Genomic DNA, 16,841 nt, shown 5'->3' on the forward strand with positions numbered 1-16,841 from the left:
CGCGGCGATGTCGAGAACCCGCGACCGGCTCCGTCCCCGAGGTGAGGGCGACCACAATGGGTCGCATCAGCACCGAGGAGAAACACCATGGCCAAGTACTTGCTGCTCAAGCACTATCGTGGCGCTCCGGCCGCGGTCAACGACGTGCCCATGGACCAGTGGGCGCCGGAGGAGGTCTCGGCGCATCTGCGGTACATGAACGACTTCGCGGCGCGGCTGGAGGGGACCGGCGAGTTCGTCGGCGGCCAGGCACTCGCCCCCGAGGGGACATGGGTGCGGTACGACGGTGAGGGGCGCCCGCCGGTCACCGACGGCCCGTTCGCCGAGACCAAGGACCTCATCGCGGGCTGGATGGTGATCGACGTCGACAGCTACGAGCGCGCCGTCGAGCTGGCCGGGGAGCTGTCGGCCGCCCCCGGGGCGGGCGGCAAGCCGATCCACGAGTGGCTCGAGCTCCGCCCGTTCCTGACCGAGCAGCCCACCGTCACGGAGTGCCCTCATCGATGAACGAGGCCCTGATCCGGAGCCTCACGCCGAGCGTGCTCGCCGTCCTCGTCCGCCGCGGAGCCGACTTCGCGGCGGCCGAGGACGCCGTACAGGACGCACTGGTCGAGGCGGTCCGCGGCTGGCCGGCCGACCCTCCGCGGGATGCGAAGGGCTGGCTGGTCACCGTGGCCTGGCGCAAGTTCCTCGACGCCACCCGCTCGGATGCCGCCCGCCGCCGGCGTGAGGACCGCGTCGACGAGGAGCCGGCGCCCGGGCCCGCGCCTGCCGTGGACGACACGCTCCAGCTCTATTTCCTGTGCGCCCACCCGTCGCTGACGCCGTCGTCCGCGGTCGCGCTCACCCTGCGCGCCGTGGGCGGGCTGACCACCCGCCAGATCGCCCAGGCGTACCTGGTGCCCGAGGCGACCATGGCGCAGCGCATCAGCCGGGCCAAACGCACCGTCTCCGACGTGCGATTCGACCAGCCCGGCGACGTCGCCACCGTGCTGCGCGTCCTCTACCTGGTCTTCAACGAGGGCTACTCCGGCGACGTCGACCTCTCCGCCGAGGCCATCCGGCTCACCCGGCAGCTCGCGGCCCGGATCGACCACCCCGAAGTGGCGGGGCTGCTCGCCCTCATGCTGCTCCACCACGCCCGGCGCGCCACCCGGACCGCGCCGGACGGCAGCCTGGTGCCGCTCGCCGAGCAGGACCGCGGCCGGTGGGACACCGCGTCGATCGCGGAGGGCATCGAGATCCTTCAGGCGGCCCTCGCCCGCGACCGACTGGGCGAATTCCAGACCCAGGCCGCCATCGCGGCACTCCACGCCGACGCGCCCACCGTCGAGGAGACCGACTGGGTGCAGATCCCGGAGTGGTACGACGAACTCGTGCGCCTGACCGACAGCCCGGTCGTCCGGCTCAACCGCGCGGTGGCCGTCGGCGAGGCCGACGGCCCGCGCGCCGGTTTGGCCGCGCTCGCGGAGCTGAACGACTCGTCCGCGACCACTTCGAGCAGGGGGCACCCCATGCCCCGCCACACCGCGGTGGCGGCGTACCTCCACGAGCGGGACGGCGACCTGGCGACGGCGGCACGGCTGTACGCCGAGGCGGCCCACCAGGCATCCAACCTCGCCGAGCGCGACCACCTGACCCGCCAGGCCGCCCGGCTCAACGCCCTTCGGCGTGGCTGACGAGCCGCGCCCGGACGCTTCCCGCGGCACTGGGCGCGGCCACCGTCCGACGGAGTGCCACCGTCCCACGGGGCGCTGCCGCGTGCGGAGCGTGCCGTCATCGGCGCCAAATTCCGTTGAGGCGCCGCCGTATGTCGGGGAGGGTCGGTGGCATGGAGTTCTTCTGCTATCACCGCGATCGGCCCGGCTCCCTCACCTTGCGCAAGGAACTGTCGGAAGAGCACTGGTCGTACATGGACCGGTACGCGGCGGAGATGATCGCTCGCGGCCCGACCTTCGCCGACGACGGCGATACGCCCACCGGCAGCGTGCACATCCTCGGCCTGCCGGATCCCGCCGCCGCCCGTGCGTTCGCCTTCGACGAGCCGAACTACCAGGCCGGCGCGTACCGGGACGTGCTGCTGCGACGGTGGCGCAATGTGCTGGGGCGCACGATGTGGGATTTCCCCGGCGGCCGGACCGGTGGCCATCGGTACCTGGTGCTCGGCCTCGGCTCGGGGGAAGCCGCCGACCTCGTCGTCCCGCCGGGCCGGGACGAGCTGATCGCGTACGGGCCGCTGCTGTCCGACGACGGCACCGGCTGGCTGGGTACGGCGGTGCTGCTGCGGGCCCCGGACCCGGACACGGCACGCGCCGTCCTGACCCGGGACCGGTATGCCGCCATCGAGGTCCATGACTGGGAGTTCGGCGGGCGGCGGTGATGCCCGACGTGGCCGGCCGGTACGGGCTCGGCCGAGTGCGCCCGCTGCCGCGATGAGTTCCGGCCGGGACGCGAGTCTGTTCTGGTGACCGTCGTAGGAGGCCGTACGACGCCGCCCGGCACGAGACACCACGGAGGACACCATGACGACCGCCCCGGACGACCCGACCACCGCGCTGCCCGGCCGCCCGCCCATCGTCGACCTGGCCACCTGGCAGGCCGCCCGTGACGAGCTGCTGGTCCGCGAGAAGGCCCACACCCGCGAGGGCGACGCCATCGCCGGGGCCCGCCGCCGGCTGCCGATGGTGGAGTTCGACGGGACGGTCGAGGTCGTCGGACCGGACGGCCCGGTCCCGTTCCTGGACCTGTTCCAGGGCCGCGACGAGCTCGTGGTCTACCAGCACATGTGGCACGACGGCGCGCCGCACCAGGGGCAGTGCGAGGGCTGCACCACCACGGCCTGGCACCTGCAGGACGCCGCCTACCTCAACGCCTGCGGCGTCTCGTTCGCCATCCTGACCACGGGCCGGTGGGACGAGGTGGCCCCCTACGTCGAGTTCATGGGATACACCCAGCCCTGGTATTCGGTGCGCGAGGTGGCCGCGCCGGTCGGCGGGGACATGGGGTACCTCACCTCCTTCCTGCGCGACGGCGACCGCGTGTTCCTCACCTACTCCACGACGGGCCGTGGCAACGAGCGGGTCAACGGGTCCCTCGGCCTGCTCGACATGACGCCCTACGGCCGCCGCGAGGCGTGGGAGGACGACCCCGAGGGCTGGCCCGAGGGGCGCGGCCCGTGCTGGTCCTGGCGCACGGACGCGGACGGGAACGCCACCTGGGGCCCGACCAGTCGCCCCGTGCCGCAGTGGACCCGCCCCGGCGCGGCCCCCGTGGAGACCCTCGGCCGAAACGGCCACCACTGCTGACACGCCTTCGCCGACGGCGTCGGCAAGGGCGTGCGGCGCCCGCGCGCCCGGTCGGTGGGCGGTTCGCCCGGAAGGTGAAGGACTCCTGGTGGGAGAGGGGCCGTCCAGGCTTGCCACTCCCACCAGGATCCGACCGGGTCTACCGCTTGTACGGATCCCCGTCAGGGAGCCATGCGTCCGGCGCGTGGATGCCGAAGTCGCGGGCGCCTTCCGTCAGGGCGTCCACGGTGCTCAGTACGGCCGGGCGGAGTTCGTCCCGGCGCCAGACGAGAGACCAGGTCCAGTAGACCTTCGGCCCGGCCACGGGGCGTGCGGCCAGATCGGGCGGCAGTGAAGTGGTCTGACCCTTGGGCGAGTTGAGGATGGGCCGCCTGCTCCGACGCACATGATCGAAGAACACGGGACCGGTGATGCCGCCGTCCGTGATGCGCACCGCGGGGACGCCGGCCTCCTCGGCCAATCGCCTCGCGTAGTCGTTCCAGGACAGCCAGGTGGTGGTGTCGTCGTCCAGCAGAACGTCGGTGTCCTGGGCGCGGACCTCGCCGGTGTCCTGCCCGGCCGAGACGGCGTAGAGCCGCTCCGCGCCGATCAGTCTGGCGCTGAGTCCGAGCTTTTCCAGGTCGTCGGTGCGGATCCAGCACACCGCGAGGTCGAGGCCGCCGTCCGCGACGCGGGCGGCCTGGGCGTGGGAGGGCGCGACCCATGCGTCGATGTGCAGGCGCGCCACGGACGCGACGCGGGCGGTCAGTTCCGGGGGCAGCCAGTTGACGTAGCCGAGCCGGACCGGTTCCGAGCCCGCGATCCTGGCGGCGCGGTTGCGGAGATCGTCGGCACGTTCGAGCAGGGCCCGGGTGTGCGGGAGCAGGGCCGCTCCGGCCGGAGTGAGGGCCACCGAACGGCGGTCGCGGTCGAAGAGCCGGACGCCGAGATCCCGTTCCAGCGACTTGATCTGCTGGGACAGCGAGGGGCCGGCGATCAGGAGCCGCTCCGCGGCCCGGCCGAAGTTCAGCTCCTCGGCCACAGCGACGAAATACCGCAACTGGCGCAGCTCCACGCCCGCAATGCTACCTGCGGCCGGGGCCCCGGCCGGTCCCGCCCTCGGCGGCCTCGCCCCCCCATCCGTCCACGCCCGCTCAGTGGCCTCGACGCACGGTCGGGGCGGTCTCGTATCGGGGGCATCCGTGCGACCGGCTTCCTCCCTTCTGGTAGGCGCTGCCTCCCACCGCAGGTCACAGCGGTGCCGGGGCGGGTGGGAGGCTCTTGCCCCTCTTGGTATTTTGTCGACCGGTCGTCTACGTTCATGGGGAGCCGGTCATGAACACCGGTCCGGACAACCCCCACTGGAGACAGTCACCATGAGCACTCCTGACCAGAAGGTCGCCATCATCACCGGCGCGTCCCAGGGCATCGGCGCGGGCCTGGTCGAGGCCTACCGGAAGCTCGGCTACGCCGTCGTCGCGACCTCGCGCGGGATCGCTCCCTCAACGGAGCCGCAGCTCCTCACCGTCCAGGGCGACATCGCCGACCCCGCCACCGCCGAGCGGGTGGCCGGCGCCGCGACAGAGCGCTTCGGCCGCATCGACACGCTGGTCAACAACGCCGGCATCTTCGTCGCCAAGCCATTCACGGAGTACACGCGGCAGGACTACGACACGGTCACCGGCATCAACCTGAGCGGCTTCTTCCGCATCACCCAGCTCGCGGTCGAGCAGATGCTCCGTCAGGGCGGCGGGCACGTCGTCCAGATCACCACCAGCCTGGTCGACCACGCCAACTCGGCGGTCGCCTCCGTCCTGGCCTCCCTGACCAAGGGCGGACTCCAGTCGGCGACCAAGGCCCTGGCCATCGAATACGCGACCCGCGGGGTGCGCAGCAACGCCGTGTCGCTCGGCATCATCAAGACACCGATGCACCCGGCGGACTACCACGACACCCTCGCCGCGCTCCACCCGGTCGGCCGGATGGGAGAGATCGGCGACATCGTCGACGCCGTCACCTACCTGGAGAACGCCCCCTTCGTGACCGGCGAGATCCTCCATGTCGACGGCGGCCAGAGCGCCGGCCACTGACCCCCGGACACACCGCCCGGGCGCCGCACCCGCCGCCCGGGCACACCCTTCCCCAAACCGTGATCCTCAGGCGTCGGCTCTCAGGCAGGCGGGCGACGCCTCACCCCCTGTCGGAGCTGACACCATGAGTACTGACGTCCTGAACGACCCCCTGCACGAGGTGCTGAGCCGCTGGCAGGCCGCTTTCGACGGCCACCAGACGGACGCGATGGCCGACCTGTTCACGCCCGACGCCCTCTTCCAGGGGTTCGGGCCCGAGACGATCTCCGGCCGGGACGCGGTGCGCAGCTACTACGCGGCCGTTCCGGACTACCGCAGGGCCCATCTGGGGAATGTCCACGGCTACCGGATCGGCGAACACGTGGCCGGTGGCTTCGCCGACGTCACCTTCCGGGATCCGACGGGCTGGGAGGCCGCGGTGCATCTGTCGTTGGTCCTTCAGCGCGAGGGCGGCCGTTGGCGGATCCGTCAGTACCACGTCTCCCGCATCGTCACCGATCACTGAGGCGGCGGTGCCCGTAAGAGGCTGGGCCTACCAGCAGGGAGGAAGCCGATCCTGGCATTCTCCCTGGTGGCGGGCGCAGTCTGAGGCCATGCAGCAGCACGTCACCGACTCCCGAGGCGTACGCCACTCACCCTGGGCCCATGTCGTACAGGCCGCCGCCGCGCTGGGGGCGGGCATGGGTGTGGGCCGTTTCGTCTACACCCCGATTCTTCCCCTGATGCACGCTCAGGTCGGGCTGTCCGCCGCGACGGGGGCGAATCTCGCCACCGCCAACTACGCCGGCTATCTGCTCGGCGCGCTCGCCGGAACCTTCCTGCCTCGGCTGGTGCGCTCCCCGGCCGTGCTGCGGAGTTGCCTGGTGGTGCTGGCGGTGTCCCTGGCCGCGATGCCATTGACCCACTCCCCCGGTGTATGGCTGCTGCTGCGGCTGTGTGCGGGCGTGGCCAGTGCGCTGATCTTCGTCATCGCCGCCGGCTCCCTGCTCAGCCATCTGCGCGACCACCCCGCCCATTTGCCCGGGTGGGCCTTCGGAGGAGTCGGGGCCGGTATCGCCCTGTCCGGCCTGCTCGTCCTCGCCCTGCGCAGCATCGCCGACTGGCAGGCCACGTGGTGGGCCTCCGCCGGGCTGACCGCGCTGCTCGCCCTTCCCGCGTGGTTCCTGCGGCCGGAACCCGCGCCCCCGTCGGTGTCCGCCACGCCCGGAGCGGAGCGGCGGGCGACCGGCCCGCGCACCCATCGGTGGTTCACCGCGCTCTTCGCGTCCTACACGCTGGAGGGCATCGGCTACATCATCGCGGGCACCTTCCTGGTGGCCGCGATCGAGCAGAGTTCTCCCGGCTGGATCGGCAGTGGTGCCTGGGTGCTGGTCGGCCTGGCGGCCATCCCGTCCTCCGCGCTGTGGGCGGGGCTGGGCCGGCGCTGGTCCCGCCCGGGCCTCCTGCTGACCGCCCTGGCCGTCCAGTCCGTCGGCATCGCCCTGCCCGCGCTGATCGGTGGAGTCGCCCCGGCGCTGATCTCCGCGGTGCTCTTCGGCGCCACGTTCATCGGCGTGACCACGCTCGCGCTCGCGACCGGCGCGCATCTGCGCTTCCCGCGCGCGGTCGCCCTGCTGACGGCCGGGTACTCGGTGGGCCAGATCCTCGGCCCGCTGGTCGCCACCCCTCTGCTGCGCCACGGGTACCACCAGGCCCTGATCCTCGCGGCCGTCGTCGTCCTGGCGTCCGCCGTCGCGGCAGCCCTCCTCCGGATCGGCTTCCCCCATCACATGCCCACACCCGACCCCCCGGTCGCACGCTCGGAACCCGTACCGGGCGGACCGGCCACGGCCGTCGACACCGCGAGGGCCCAGGCGGACTGACCTCCACGCGAGGCCCGCCGCCGTGGGCGTCACGCCCCTCATCCGGATCCGGGCGGCACCGGCCCGCCGGGCCGAGCCATCTCGATGTCTGGACCGGCATGAGCAGGTGGCCTGCCTTTACGGCCTGATCGCTGCCCTGCTCGACCGGGTTGAGCACGAGGACGAGGAGCTGAGCGATGAGCCCGTGCTCTCGACCCCGGACGCGGTGCGGGGAATCCCAAGGCCGCCGCAGGCGAGCCGACCGACGTCGACGCGGTCCATGAGCAACTGACCGAAGTGGGTGTGCGCTATTCCGAGGACCAGGACCCGGAGCTACATGTCGTGTCGCAGTCGGCCAACGCGGCGGCGGCGTGGCTGCGCCTGCTGGCGGGGCGGAAGCTGCGTACGACGAGATACCTCGACGACGAGGACGAGGGTCTGATCCCGCCGTACGCTCCGTCGACCTTCACGCAGATCGTCGATCTCCTGGCCTGGACTCGATCCGGCCAGGTGTACGCCCACTGGGACGATGCCCTCACCTCTCCCGAATGGTGCGATCTTCCGGCCGCGACGGGCGAGCTGCGGGCGATGCACCTGGAGAGCACGGCCTGACGGCCATCCCTCGGGAGAGGGATCGGCGGGTGCACAGTGGAAGACATGGGGTTTCGTCGGCGGCTGACGGATCTGATGAGGCCATGGCAATGGGGACACGCCTTGGTGGCGATTCCCGTCGGGCTGATTCTGCTGATCACCTGTGTGGACCTCCTGACCCCGACCCAGGTCCACCTGGGCCCCCTGCTGGTGGTCGCCCCGGCCCTCACCCCGTCGTTCGCCGGACCCCGGGTCACCGCGCTGATCGGCGCGCTGGCGGTGGCCGCCCAGGTGGTCATCGCGGCGCTGCGCGGTGGCTTCACCGTCAACCACCAGGTGCAGATCGCGGCCGTCGCGGTGATCTCGCTGCTCATCGTGGCCTACGCCCAGGAGCAGCGGCGGCGCCACCGTGAGCTGGCCCGGGTGCGGTCGGTGTCCGAGGCCACGCAGCGGGTCGTCCTGCGGCCGTTGCCGCACCGGCTGGGCCCGCTGCGGGTCGCCTCGCTGTACATGGCGGCCGAGGACGAGGCGCAGATCGGCGGGGATCTGTACGCGGCGACCCGGGTCAAGGACTCCACCCGGATGATCATCGGGGATGTCCGGGGCAAGGGGCTGACCTCCATCAGCGACGCGTCGGTGCTGATGGGCGCCTTCCGGGAGGCCGCCCATTTCAGCCCCGGCCTGCTGGAGCTCGCCGATGTCCTGGAGCGCAGTGTCTGCCGGCATCTGGCCGAGCACACCACCATCGCGCACGGCGAGCGCGGCGGTGCCGCCGAGCGGGCCGCTGCGGAGGCGGAGCTCAGCGAGCACTTCATCACCGCCCTGCTGGTCGACATCCCCGACGACGACACGGTGGCGCACATGACCAACTGCGGGCATCCGCCGCCCCTGCTGCTGCACGAGCGGGGCGAGGTGACCACCCTGTCCGCGTCCCAGCCCGCCCCGCCGCTGGGCCTGTGCGGACTCCCGAACGGTTCGAGCTCCTCCGGCACGCCCGACACCTTCGCCTTCGAGGACGGCGACACGCTGCTGCTCTACACGGACGGGGTGATCGAGGCCCGCGCCCCCGACGGATCCTTCTATCCGCTGGCCCAACGGGTCGGGCAGTGGAGGTGGTCCGGTCCCGAAGGGCTGCTGCACCACCTCCGCCGCGATCTGCTCAACCATGTCGGCGGGCGGCTGGGCGATGACGCCGCCATGGTGGTCATCCAGCGCTCGCCCGCCCTCCACCCGGTCCAGCAGCTCAAGAAGATCGTGCCGGTCAACGGCGCCCACCGTTGATCCGCGGCGTTCCAGGAGATCCGGCAGATCCAGCGGACCCGGCGGAACGCCGCCCCGCTAGCGGACCCGGTCGACGCGGCGCTCGTCCCAGACCGGCTCCGCCGTCTCGCGGACGACACCGTCCGAACCGAAGACCAGGAAGCGGTCGAAGGACCGCGCGAACCAGCGGTCATGGGTGACCGCCAGCACCGTCCCGTCATAGGCCCCGAGCCCGTCCTGCAGCGCTTCGGCCGACTCCAGGTCCAGGTTGTCCGTGGGCTCGTCCAGCAGCAGCGCGGTCGTCCCGGCCAGTTCGAGCAGCAGGATCTGGAACCGGGCCTGCTGACCGCCCGAGAGCCGGTCGAAGGTCTGGTCGCCCTGGCGGTCGAGCTCATAGCGCCGTAGGGCGCTCATCGCGCGTCCCCGGTCCCGGGCGTGCTCGGTCCACAGGATGTCGACCAGCGTGCGCCCGAGGAGCTCGGGATGGGCGTGGGTCTGGGCGAAGTGACCGGGCACGACCCGCGCGCCCAGCTTCCACTCCCCCCGGTGATCGACGCTCTGGCCCGCCAGGAGCCGCAGGAAGTGGGACTTGCCCGAGCCGTTGGAGCCCAGCACGGCCACCCGCTCGCCGTAGAAGACCTCCAGGTCGAAGGGGCGCATCAGCCCCTCCAGCTCCAGCGCCCGGCAGGTCAGCGCCCGCACCCCGGTGCGTCCCCCCGCCAGCCGCATGGTGATGTCCTGTTTGCGCGGGGGCTCCGGTGGCGGCCCGGCCTCCTCGAACTTCCGCAGCCGGGTCTTGGCGGCCTGGTAGCGGGAGGCCATCTCGTCGCTGCGGGCGGCGTACCGCTGCATGTCCAGCACCAGCCGTTTGAGCTGGGCATGTTTCTCGTCCCAGCGCCGCCGGAGCTCCTCGAAGCGCTCGAACCGCTCCTCGCGGGCGTCGTGGTAAGTGGCGAAACCGCCGCCGTGCACCCACACATCGCTGCCCGCCGGGCTCGGCTCGACGCTGACGATCCGGTCGGCCGCGCGGGCCAGCAGTTCCCGGTCGTGGCTGATGAACAGCACGGTCTTACGGGTCTCGCGCAGCCGCTCCTCCAGCCACTGCTTGCCCGGCACGTCGAGATAGTTGTCCGGCTCGTCCAGCAGCAGCACATCGTCGGGCCCGCGCAGCAGCGCCTCCAGCACCAGCCGCTTCTGCTCGCCCCCGCTGAGGGTGCGCACCTGGCGCCACTGCGCCCGTTCGTACGGCACTCCGAGCGCCGCCGTGGTGCACATGTCCCATACCGTCTCGGCCTCGTAGCCACGCGCCTCGGCCCAGTCGCTCAGGCTCTGGGCGTAGGCCATCTGGGCGGCCTCGTCGTCCCGCTCCATGATCGCCAGCTCGGCCTCGTCGACCGCGCGGGCGGCCTCGCGGACCCGGGGCTGGGCGACCGACACCAGCAGGTCGCGCACTGTCCGCTTATCGCGTACGGAGCCGATGAACTGCGGCATCACCCCGAGCGAGCCGCTGACCGTGACCGTGCCGCCGTGCGGCTCCATCTCGCCGGAGACCAGCCGCAGCAGCGTGGTCTTGCCCGCCCCGTTGGGCCCGACCAGGGCGGCCACCGTGCCCTCCGCGACGCGGAACGACACATCGCCGAGCAGCAGCCGTCCGTCGGGCAGGAAATAGGCGAGGTGCGCGGCCTCCAGATGTCCCATGGTCCGGCATTCTCACGGCCCGGCCGCCCTGTCGGCAAAGCGTTTTCCCGGACCGGGCCCGAGGATGCCCGCAGGTGGCTGAACGCGGGGACCCCGCCATCCGTATGGCAGAGAAACGTCCCCTGATCAGGAGGCCCCACCATGACGCAGTCGGCAATCAACGGGCAGGGCACCACCCGCCGCGCCGTCGTCACCGCGGCGGGAGTGGCCGGGCTGGCCGCCACGCTTGCCGCATGCGGCAAGGACGACAGCGGCGATTCGGACAGCGGCAGCGCGGGCAGCGCCCAGGACGCCGGGGGTTCGCAGCCGTCCGGAGGTTCGCAGCCGTCCGGGGGTTCGCAGCCCTCGCGGAGCGCGGAGGGCGGCCAGTCGGCCGGCGGGGACGGCATGGAACTGGCCAAGGCCTCCCAGATCCCCGAGGGCGGCGGGATGGTCTTCAAGGACCACAAGGTCGTGGTGACCCAGCCCAAGGCGGGTGAGTTCAAGGCGTTCTCGTCGATCTGTACGCACCAGGGCTGCTCGGTCGGCGATGTGACCGGCGGCACCATCAACTGCCCGTGCCATCAGAGCAAGTTCGACATCACCGACGGCAGTGTGAAGGGCGGACCGGCGCAGAGGCCGCTGCCGGGCGCGCAGATCAAGGTGCAGGGAAGCTCGATCTGGATGGCGTGAGGGCCGTCCTCCGCCAGCAGGCGACCACCTCGTCGGCCGTGGTGACTGCGGCCACCAGGGTGAGGGTGTGGCGGACCATCGCCGGGGTGTACGAGGCGGGCACCCCGGCGATCGCGTCCTCGGGCACCACGGCCGTATAGCCGAGGTTGACGGCGTCGAAGACGGCGGCCGGGATCGCCACATTGGCCGACACGCCGGTGATGACCAGCGTGCGGCAGCCCAGATTGCGCAGCAGCGCGTCCACCTCGGTCCCGGCGATCGGCGAGAGGCCGTGCAGCCGCCGTACGACCAGGTCCTCGGCGGCCACCGGAACCGGTGCGGCGATCTCCACCGCCGCGCTTCCGGTGAGCTGCCGGACCGGCAGCCGCTCGACGGCCCGGAACAGCGGGGCGTTGCGGTTCGCGCCGCGTCCGTCGGCGCGCCGCTCGGCCACCGCGTGCAGCACCTGGACGCCCGTGTCGTGGGCGGCGGCCACCAACTGGGCGACACGCCCGAGCGCACCGGACTCCTGGGCGACGGCGGCCAGTTCGGGCAGCGCGCTGTCCGGTCCCACCACGCCGCGCTGACATTCGACGGTCAGCAGGGCGCAGCCTTCCGGCCGGAGCAGTTCCACCAGGTCTTCGCGGGGGCTCGGGGTCACGGCGCGGGAGAGTAGCGCCCCTTGCGTCATCAAGGAAGAGCCATCATCCTGTGCCGCATATCCAGTTACCGGGAGGTACGGGGTCGGATGACCGTCACCCAGCGGCGGGGACGCCGCATCATGATGGCCCAGGACGAGCTGGACGCCTTCCTCGCCGAACAGCGCACCTGCCGGGTGGCGACCGTGGCCGCGGATGGGCGGCCGCATGTCAGCCCGCTGTGGTTCTGCTGGGACGGCGCCGCCCTGTGGCTGTACTCCCTGACCCGCAGCCGCCGCTGGGCCGAGGTGCGCCGCGATCCGCGGATCGCGGTGGTGGTCGACGACGGGCACGACTACGGCGAACTGCGCGGGGTGGAGCTCTCCGGCGAGGCGGTCCTGATCGGCGAGGCGCCGCGCACCGGCGTGTCGTGCCCCGAACTCGACACGCCGGAGCGGATGTTCGCGGCGAAGTACTTCGGCCTGGACGCCATGCCGCGCGACGGGCGCCACGCCTGGCTGCGCCTGGACCCCGAGGCGATCCGCTCCTGGGACTTCCGCAAGATGCCGCAGGGCTGACCCCGCCCCGGGAGCGGGGCCCGGGCCGGGCTCGCCGGTCAGTCGCCGGTCAGTCGGTGATCTTCTCGCCGACGGACCGCAGCACCTCGACCGCCGCGCGGATCGAGGGCCGGCGATCGGCGTCCGCGCGCCAGATCGCGTAGATGTGCCGCCGCATCGTGGGCTGGCTGACGGGCACCATCCGCACCCCCTCGGGCACCGGGCCGCGGCCCAGCCGGGGCACCACCGCGATGCCCAGCCCGGCGGCGATCAGCGAGAGCTGGGTGTGGTGCTCATGCGCGGTGTGCCGGATCCTCGGCTCGATGCCCTTGCCGCGCAGGGTCACCATCAGCCAGTCGTAGCAGAACCCGCCCCTGGGCCAGGAGACCCACTCGTCGTCCACGAAGTCCTCCGGCTCGACCGCGTGACGGTCGGCGAGGGGGTGGTCCGCGGGCATCGCCACATCCACCGGGTCGTCCAGCAGGGCGGCCTTCACCAGCCCGCCGGGCATCGGCAGGGGCTTGTTGTACCAGTCCAGGACCACGGCCAGATCGATGTCGCCGCGCACCACCGAGGGCACCGACTCATCGGGCTCCATCTCCTGCAGCCGCACGTTGAGCTGCGGATGCTCGGTGCGCAACCGGCCCAGCGCGTCCGGGAAGAGACCGCGGACGGCGGTCGGGAACGCGCCCAGCAGCAGCTCGCCGACGGCATGGCCACGCTGCGCCTCCAGATCCGCCTGGGCCAGCTCCACCTGGGAGAGGATGCGCGCCGCATGGTCGGAGAGCAGCCGTCCGGCGTCGGTGAGGCGGATCCCGCGCCCGTTCTTGGCGAGCAGCTGCTGACCGGTCTCCCGCTCCAGCTTGGCGAGTTGCTGGGAGACGGCGGAGGTGGTGACATGCAGCCCCTCGGCGGCGCCGCTCACGGAGCCGTGGCGGGCCACGGCGTGCAAGGTCCGTAGGCGATCCAGGTTCAACATATAAGGAATCCTACGCGATACCGCGAACGAAATCTCGCTTGTCCTAAGAGGTTGTAGCCCACATCGTAAAGGCATGACCTCAGCGACCGCCTCGGCGCCCCCTGCCGCCACCACGGCGGAGACCTCCTCCTCCCCCGCCCGCCGACCGCTCCTCGACTGGCGGATCCGCTTCGGCGTGCTGTCCCTGATCTGGGGTTTCAGCTTTCTCCTCATCAAGGTGGGCAATGAGGCGTTCGCCCCCTTGTACGTCACGCTCGGGCGGATGCTGTTCGGTACCGCCGTACTGCTCGTGACGCTGGTGGTGAAGCGGGAGCGGCTGCCGCGCGGGGCGCGGGTCTGGGGCCATCTGGCGGTGGCCGCGTTCTTCCTCAACGCGCTGCCGTTCTCGCTGTTCGCCTACGCCGAACTGACCATCCCCTCGACCCTGGCCGGGATCTGCAACGCCGCCTCGCCGCTGTGGGGGATGCTGCTCGCGGTGGTCGTGGTCTCCGACGACCGGCCGAGCCGTCAGCGTGTCGCGGGTCTCGGGCTCGGCTTCATCGGCGTGTTGATCGTGCTGGGCGCCTGGCAGGGCTTCTCCGGCCAGGACCCGCTGGGCACGGTGCTGGCGCTGATCGCCTCGGCCAGCTACGCGGTCGGCTGGCAGTACGTCCGGCACACGCTGAGCGATACGGGCCACTCCCATCTGTCGATGTCCGGCGGTCAGCTGCTGCTCGGCACGGTGCAACTCGCCCTCGTCGCGCCGGTGTTCGCGACGACGCCCACCTCCTTCCCCCTCCTGCCCCTGCTCTCCGTGCTCGCTCTGGGCGCGCTGGGCACCGGGGTGGCGTTCCTGGTCCAGTACGGGCTCGTCGACGAGGTCGGCCCGACGACGGCGATGATGGTCACCTACTTCGTCCCGGTGATCGCCACCACCGCGGGCGTGGCGATCCTCGGGGAACACCTCACCTGGAACACACCGGTGGGCGCGGCAGTCGTCCTCATCGGCGCGGCCCTGACCCAACGGCGCTCCACCGCGCGATAGCCGCCCCGCTGCCCCGTTAGCCGATCGAGTGCCTTCCGCCACATCAGCTCGTCGTGCGCCGGCGGCAGGTCGCGGACGCATGTGCCGGTTGGCGTTGAGCCCGTGCCCTCCGTGGTCGGCGTACGGAATCACGGACACTAGTCCAGCCGTCCCGAGACCGTCGCCCCCGCCGCCGCGGCCACCGCGGCGGCGACCGTCTCGATCTCGTCGGCGGCCAGCGGCGAGACCGTCAGCCGGACCCCAGGTGGCGAGGCCACGCGGAAGCGCGCCCCCGGGGCGACGGCCCAGCCCGACGCCAGCAGCCGGGCGACCGCACCGGTCTCGTCCGGGACCGGCACCCACACATTCATCCCGCTCCGCCCGTGCGCGGCGATCCCCCGCTCCCGCAACGCCCGCACCAGCGCGGCGCGCCGCGTGTCGTACGACGCCGCCACCGCCGCCACGTCGACCGCGCCCGTCCGCCACAGCCCACCGACCGCGTCCTGCAGCAGATGGCTGACCCAGCCCGGCCCCAGCCGCTGGCGGCCGCGCACCCGGTCCAGGGTGACGGGGTCGCCGGTGAGCACGGCGAGCCGCAGATCGGGGCCGTACGCCTTGGCGGTGGAGCGGACCAGCGCCCAGTGGTCCGTACCCCCGGCCAGGGGGCGCAGCGGGAGGTCCACGATGCCGTGCCCGTGGTCGTCCTCGATCAGCAGCACGGAAGGGTGGGCGGCGAGCACGGTTCGCAGCTCGCGGGCGCGTGTCGCGCTCACCACCGCGCCGGTCGGGTTCTGCGCCCGGTCGGTGACCACCAGCGCCCGCGCCCCCTGGGCCAGCGCCTGCTCCACCCGCTCGGGCAGCGGTCCGTCGTCGTCGACCCCGACCGGGACGGCGCGCAGTCCGAGCGCCGGGATCAGGTCGAGCAGACTGCCCCAGCCGGGGTCCTCGACCGCGACCGGGTCACCGGGGCGCAGATGCGCGGCCAGTACTCGCTCGATCGCGTCGAGCGCGCCCGAGGTGACGGCGACCGGCCCGGCCGGCACCCCGTCCGCGTCGAGGGCGGCCCGGGCGAGCGCGGCGACCTCGGGCACGACGTCCGGCGCGCCGTACAGCGTGGGGCGCTCCGCCGCGCGGGCCGCGGCCGCCGCGAGCGGCGGGCCGAGCTGGGGCAGCAGCGCGGGGTCGGGGTTGCCGCTCGACAGGTCGCGCGCGCCGCCGGCGTCGACCCCGATCCACTCGCGGGGCGTGCTGGAGGGGCGGGAGCGCACCCGGCTCCCCCGGCGCCCCGCCGTCTCGATCACGCCCCGTTCGCGCAGCACGCGATAGGCGGCCGCGACCGTATTCGGATTCACGCCCAGCCGCTGCGCCAACTCCCTTAGAGGCGGCAGCAGTTGGCCCGGCGGCAGCTCACCGGCGCCGACCGCGCGCTCCACACTGGCCGCGATCTCGGCTGCGCCTCGGCCGACGATCGGATATTCTCCTAGCACAAACGCCATTTTGCACTAATGCAATGGAGGACGCAAATGCCCGCCCCGGACGCCACCGCCGCGACCAACGCGCCCGACAACGCCTACACACCGACCGACCGCACCGTGCCCACCCGCTCCCGCGAGCGCGCGTCGTACGACCGGGAGGTGGTGCACGCGATCCTCGACGAGGGCTACGTCTGCCATCTGGGCTTCATACGCGATGGCGCCCCCGTCGTCCTGCCGACCCTCTACGGCCGGGTCGGGGAGCGGCTGTACCTCCACGGCTCGACGGGCGCGCGCCCCCTGCGCATGGCGGGCGCGCCGGGCGGCGAGGAGCCGGGGCTGCCGGTGTGTCTCACCGTCACCCATCTCGACGGGCTGGTCCTGGCCCGCGCAGCGTTCCACCACTCCATCAACTACCGCTCGGTGGTGGTGCACGGCATCGCCCGCCCGGTGACCGATCCGGCCGAGCGCACCGCGGCCCTGGACACCCTGGTGGACCATGTGGTGCCGGGCCGTGCCGCCGACTCCCGGCCCGGCAACGCCAAGGAGCTGGCCGCCACCGCCGTGCTCAGCCTCGACCTCGAAGAGGTCTCCGCGAAGATCCGCACCGGCGGGCCCAACGACGACGCCGAGGATCTGGGACTCCCCCACTGGAGCGGCGTGGTGCCCGTCGCCCGCGCGTACGGCGCGCCGGTCGCCGCCGACGACCTCGCGCCCGACACGCCGGTGCCCGGCTACCTCACCCGGCTCTGACCAGGGACCCCCGCCCCGGCTCGG

General features: G+C 72.5%; 19 protein-coding genes. 14 read left to right on the forward strand and 5 right to left on the reverse strand.

From position 1 onward, the window contains the following. Positions 1 to 87: 87 nt before the first annotated feature. From STRVI_RS26215 to STRVI_RS26230, 4 genes are all read left to right on the forward strand, one after another. Positions 88 to 507 (forward strand): YciI family protein, encoded by a 420-nt coding sequence (locus STRVI_RS26215; protein ID WP_014058652.1) that lies wholly within the window; start codon positions 88 to 90, stop codon positions 505 to 507. Next, the gene (locus STRVI_RS26220; protein WP_014058653.1) at positions 504 to 1,679 is read left to right on the forward strand and encodes an RNA polymerase sigma factor; all 1,176 of its coding nucleotides are present in this window, start codon (positions 504 to 506) and stop codon (positions 1,677 to 1,679) included. The genes STRVI_RS26215 and STRVI_RS26220 overlap by 4 nt, the downstream gene beginning before the upstream one ends. A 152-nt stretch (positions 1,680 to 1,831) precedes the next feature. After that, on the forward strand, positions 1,832 to 2,380 hold the full coding sequence (locus STRVI_RS26225) for a YciI family protein (protein WP_014058654.1): 549 nt from the start codon (positions 1,832 to 1,834) through the stop codon (positions 2,378 to 2,380). Between the two features lie 142 nt (positions 2,381 to 2,522). Next, positions 2,523 to 3,305, forward strand: coding sequence for a DUF899 family protein (locus tag STRVI_RS26230; RefSeq protein WP_014058655.1), 783 nt, complete (start codon positions 2,523 to 2,525; stop codon positions 3,303 to 3,305). Between the two features lie 139 nt (positions 3,306 to 3,444). Here the strand turns inward: STRVI_RS26230 and STRVI_RS26235 are convergent, their stop codons facing one another. Then, positions 3,445 to 4,368 (reverse strand): LysR family transcriptional regulator, encoded by a 924-nt coding sequence (locus STRVI_RS26235; protein ID WP_043236573.1) that lies wholly within the window; start codon positions 4,366 to 4,368, stop codon positions 3,445 to 3,447. Between the two features lie 292 nt (positions 4,369 to 4,660). On the opposite strand from STRVI_RS26235, the gene STRVI_RS26240 reads away from it, so the two are divergent. From STRVI_RS26240 to STRVI_RS26260, 6 genes are all read left to right on the forward strand, one after another. Then, positions 4,661 to 5,374 carry an SDR family NAD(P)-dependent oxidoreductase gene (locus STRVI_RS26240; protein WP_014058657.1) on the forward strand — a complete coding sequence of 238 codons (714 nt, stop codon included), beginning with the start codon at positions 4,661 to 4,663 and terminating at the stop codon, positions 5,372 to 5,374. A gap of 124 nt (positions 5,375 to 5,498) precedes the next feature. Then, a complete protein-coding gene (locus STRVI_RS26245) occupies positions 5,499 to 5,879 on the forward strand; it encodes a nuclear transport factor 2 family protein (RefSeq protein WP_014058658.1) in 381 nt (126 codons plus the stop codon). A gap of 88 nt (positions 5,880 to 5,967) precedes the next feature. Continuing rightward, entirely contained in the window at positions 5,968 to 7,236 is a 1,269-nt protein-coding gene (locus STRVI_RS26250; RefSeq protein WP_014058659.1) for a YbfB/YjiJ family MFS transporter, read from the forward strand. Between the two features lie 22 nt (positions 7,237 to 7,258). Then, a complete protein-coding gene (locus tag STRVI_RS53670; RefSeq protein ID WP_014058660.1) occupies positions 7,259 to 7,507 on the forward strand; it encodes a hypothetical protein in 249 nt (82 codons plus the stop codon). 11 nt (positions 7,508 to 7,518) lie between these two features. Next, on the forward strand, positions 7,519 to 7,827 hold the full coding sequence (locus STRVI_RS53675; protein ID WP_208949170.1) for a hypothetical protein: 309 nt from the start codon (positions 7,519 to 7,521) through the stop codon (positions 7,825 to 7,827). 45 nt (positions 7,828 to 7,872) lie between these two features. Beyond that, entirely contained in the window at positions 7,873 to 9,087 is a 1,215-nt protein-coding gene (locus STRVI_RS26260) for a PP2C family protein-serine/threonine phosphatase (protein WP_050993757.1), read from the forward strand. Positions 9,088 to 9,144: 57 nt separating this feature from the next. On the opposite strand, the gene STRVI_RS26265 is transcribed toward STRVI_RS26260, so the two are convergent. Beyond that, on the reverse strand, positions 9,145 to 10,764 hold the full coding sequence (locus tag STRVI_RS26265; protein ID WP_014058663.1) for an ATP-binding cassette domain-containing protein: 1,620 nt from the start codon (positions 10,762 to 10,764) through the stop codon (positions 9,145 to 9,147). A gap of 141 nt (positions 10,765 to 10,905) precedes the next feature. On the opposite strand from STRVI_RS26265, the gene STRVI_RS26270 reads away from it, so the two are divergent. After that, the gene (locus STRVI_RS26270) at positions 10,906 to 11,436 is read left to right on the forward strand and encodes a Rieske (2Fe-2S) protein (RefSeq protein ID WP_014058664.1); all 531 of its coding nucleotides are present in this window, start codon (positions 10,906 to 10,908) and stop codon (positions 11,434 to 11,436) included. Here the strand turns inward: STRVI_RS26270 and STRVI_RS26275 are convergent. Next, entirely contained in the window at positions 11,402 to 12,106 is a 705-nt protein-coding gene (locus STRVI_RS26275) for a cysteine hydrolase family protein (protein ID WP_014058665.1), read from the reverse strand. The two genes, STRVI_RS26270 and STRVI_RS26275, sit on opposite strands and share 35 nt — an antisense overlap. Positions 12,107 to 12,163: 57 nt before the next feature. On the opposite strand from STRVI_RS26275, the gene STRVI_RS26280 reads away from it, so the two are divergent. Continuing rightward, positions 12,164 to 12,631 carry a pyridoxamine 5'-phosphate oxidase family protein gene (locus STRVI_RS26280; protein WP_014058666.1) on the forward strand — a complete coding sequence of 156 codons (468 nt, stop codon included), beginning with the start codon at positions 12,164 to 12,166 and terminating at the stop codon, positions 12,629 to 12,631. A gap of 49 nt (positions 12,632 to 12,680) precedes the next feature. On the opposite strand, the gene STRVI_RS26285 is transcribed toward STRVI_RS26280, so the two are convergent. Next, a complete protein-coding gene (locus STRVI_RS26285) occupies positions 12,681 to 13,589 on the reverse strand; it encodes a LysR family transcriptional regulator (protein ID WP_014058667.1) in 909 nt (302 codons plus the stop codon). A gap of 73 nt (positions 13,590 to 13,662) precedes the next feature. Here STRVI_RS26285 and STRVI_RS26290 point away from each other — a divergent pair, with 73 nt between their 5' ends. Beyond that, a complete protein-coding gene (locus tag STRVI_RS26290) occupies positions 13,663 to 14,613 on the forward strand; it encodes a DMT family transporter (protein ID WP_014058668.1) in 951 nt (316 codons plus the stop codon). A 137-nt stretch (positions 14,614 to 14,750) separates the two neighbouring features. Here the strand turns inward: STRVI_RS26290 and STRVI_RS26295 are convergent, their stop codons facing one another. After that, on the reverse strand, positions 14,751 to 16,088 hold the full coding sequence (locus STRVI_RS26295) for an aminotransferase class I/II-fold pyridoxal phosphate-dependent enzyme (protein ID WP_014058669.1): 1,338 nt from the start codon (positions 16,086 to 16,088) through the stop codon (positions 14,751 to 14,753). 27 nt (positions 16,089 to 16,115) lie between these two features. On the opposite strand from STRVI_RS26295, the gene STRVI_RS26300 reads away from it, so the two are divergent. Continuing rightward, entirely contained in the window at positions 16,116 to 16,817 is a 702-nt protein-coding gene (locus STRVI_RS26300; protein ID WP_014058670.1) for a pyridoxamine 5'-phosphate oxidase family protein, read from the forward strand. Positions 16,818 to 16,841: the final 24 nt, after the last annotated feature.

The organism is Streptomyces violaceusniger Tu 4113 (assembly GCF_000147815.2).
GTDB classification, from domain to species: Bacteria; Actinomycetota; Actinomycetes; order Streptomycetales; family Streptomycetaceae; genus Streptomyces; species Streptomyces violaceusniger_A.

What these genes read in the sequence shown, in the direction of transcription:
- STRVI_RS26250 (WP_014058659.1), top strand. Translation starts at nt 5,968, where the DNA reads ATGCAGCAGCACGTCACCGACTCCCGAGGCGTACGCCACTCACCCTGG.
- STRVI_RS26230 (WP_014058655.1), top strand. Translation starts at nt 2,523, where the DNA reads ATGACGACCGCCCCGGACGACCCGACCACCGCGCTGCCCGGCCGCCCG.
- STRVI_RS26270 (WP_014058664.1), top strand. Translation starts at nt 10,906, where the DNA reads ATGACGCAGTCGGCAATCAACGGGCAGGGCACCACCCGCCGCGCCGTC.
- STRVI_RS26285 (WP_014058667.1), bottom strand. Translation starts at nt 13,589, where the DNA reads ATGTTGAACCTGGATCGCCTACGGACCTTGCACGCCGTGGCCCGCCAC.
- STRVI_RS26265 (WP_014058663.1), bottom strand. Translation starts at nt 10,764, where the DNA reads ATGGGACATCTGGAGGCCGCGCACCTCGCCTATTTCCTGCCCGACGGA.
- STRVI_RS26275 (WP_014058665.1), bottom strand. Translation starts at nt 12,106, where the DNA reads ATGACGCAAGGGGCGCTACTCTCCCGCGCCGTGACCCCGAGCCCCCGC.
- STRVI_RS26290 (WP_014058668.1), top strand. Translation starts at nt 13,663, where the DNA reads ATGACCTCAGCGACCGCCTCGGCGCCCCCTGCCGCCACCACGGCGGAG.
- STRVI_RS26225 (WP_014058654.1), top strand. Translation starts at nt 1,832, where the DNA reads ATGGAGTTCTTCTGCTATCACCGCGATCGGCCCGGCTCCCTCACCTTG.
- STRVI_RS26215 (WP_014058652.1), top strand. Translation starts at nt 88, where the DNA reads ATGGCCAAGTACTTGCTGCTCAAGCACTATCGTGGCGCTCCGGCCGCG.
- STRVI_RS26300 (WP_014058670.1), top strand. Translation starts at nt 16,116, where the DNA reads ATGCCCGCCCCGGACGCCACCGCCGCGACCAACGCGCCCGACAACGCC.
- STRVI_RS26220 (WP_014058653.1), top strand. Translation starts at nt 504, where the DNA reads ATGAACGAGGCCCTGATCCGGAGCCTCACGCCGAGCGTGCTCGCCGTC.
- STRVI_RS26240 (WP_014058657.1), top strand. Translation starts at nt 4,661, where the DNA reads ATGAGCACTCCTGACCAGAAGGTCGCCATCATCACCGGCGCGTCCCAG.
- STRVI_RS26295 (WP_014058669.1), bottom strand. Translation starts at nt 16,088, where the DNA reads ATGGCGTTTGTGCTAGGAGAATATCCGATCGTCGGCCGAGGCGCAGCC.
- STRVI_RS26245 (WP_014058658.1), top strand. Translation starts at nt 5,499, where the DNA reads ATGAGTACTGACGTCCTGAACGACCCCCTGCACGAGGTGCTGAGCCGC.
- STRVI_RS26280 (WP_014058666.1), top strand. Translation starts at nt 12,164, where the DNA reads ATGACCGTCACCCAGCGGCGGGGACGCCGCATCATGATGGCCCAGGAC.
- STRVI_RS26260 (WP_050993757.1), top strand. Translation starts at nt 7,873, where the DNA reads ATGGGGTTTCGTCGGCGGCTGACGGATCTGATGAGGCCATGGCAATGG.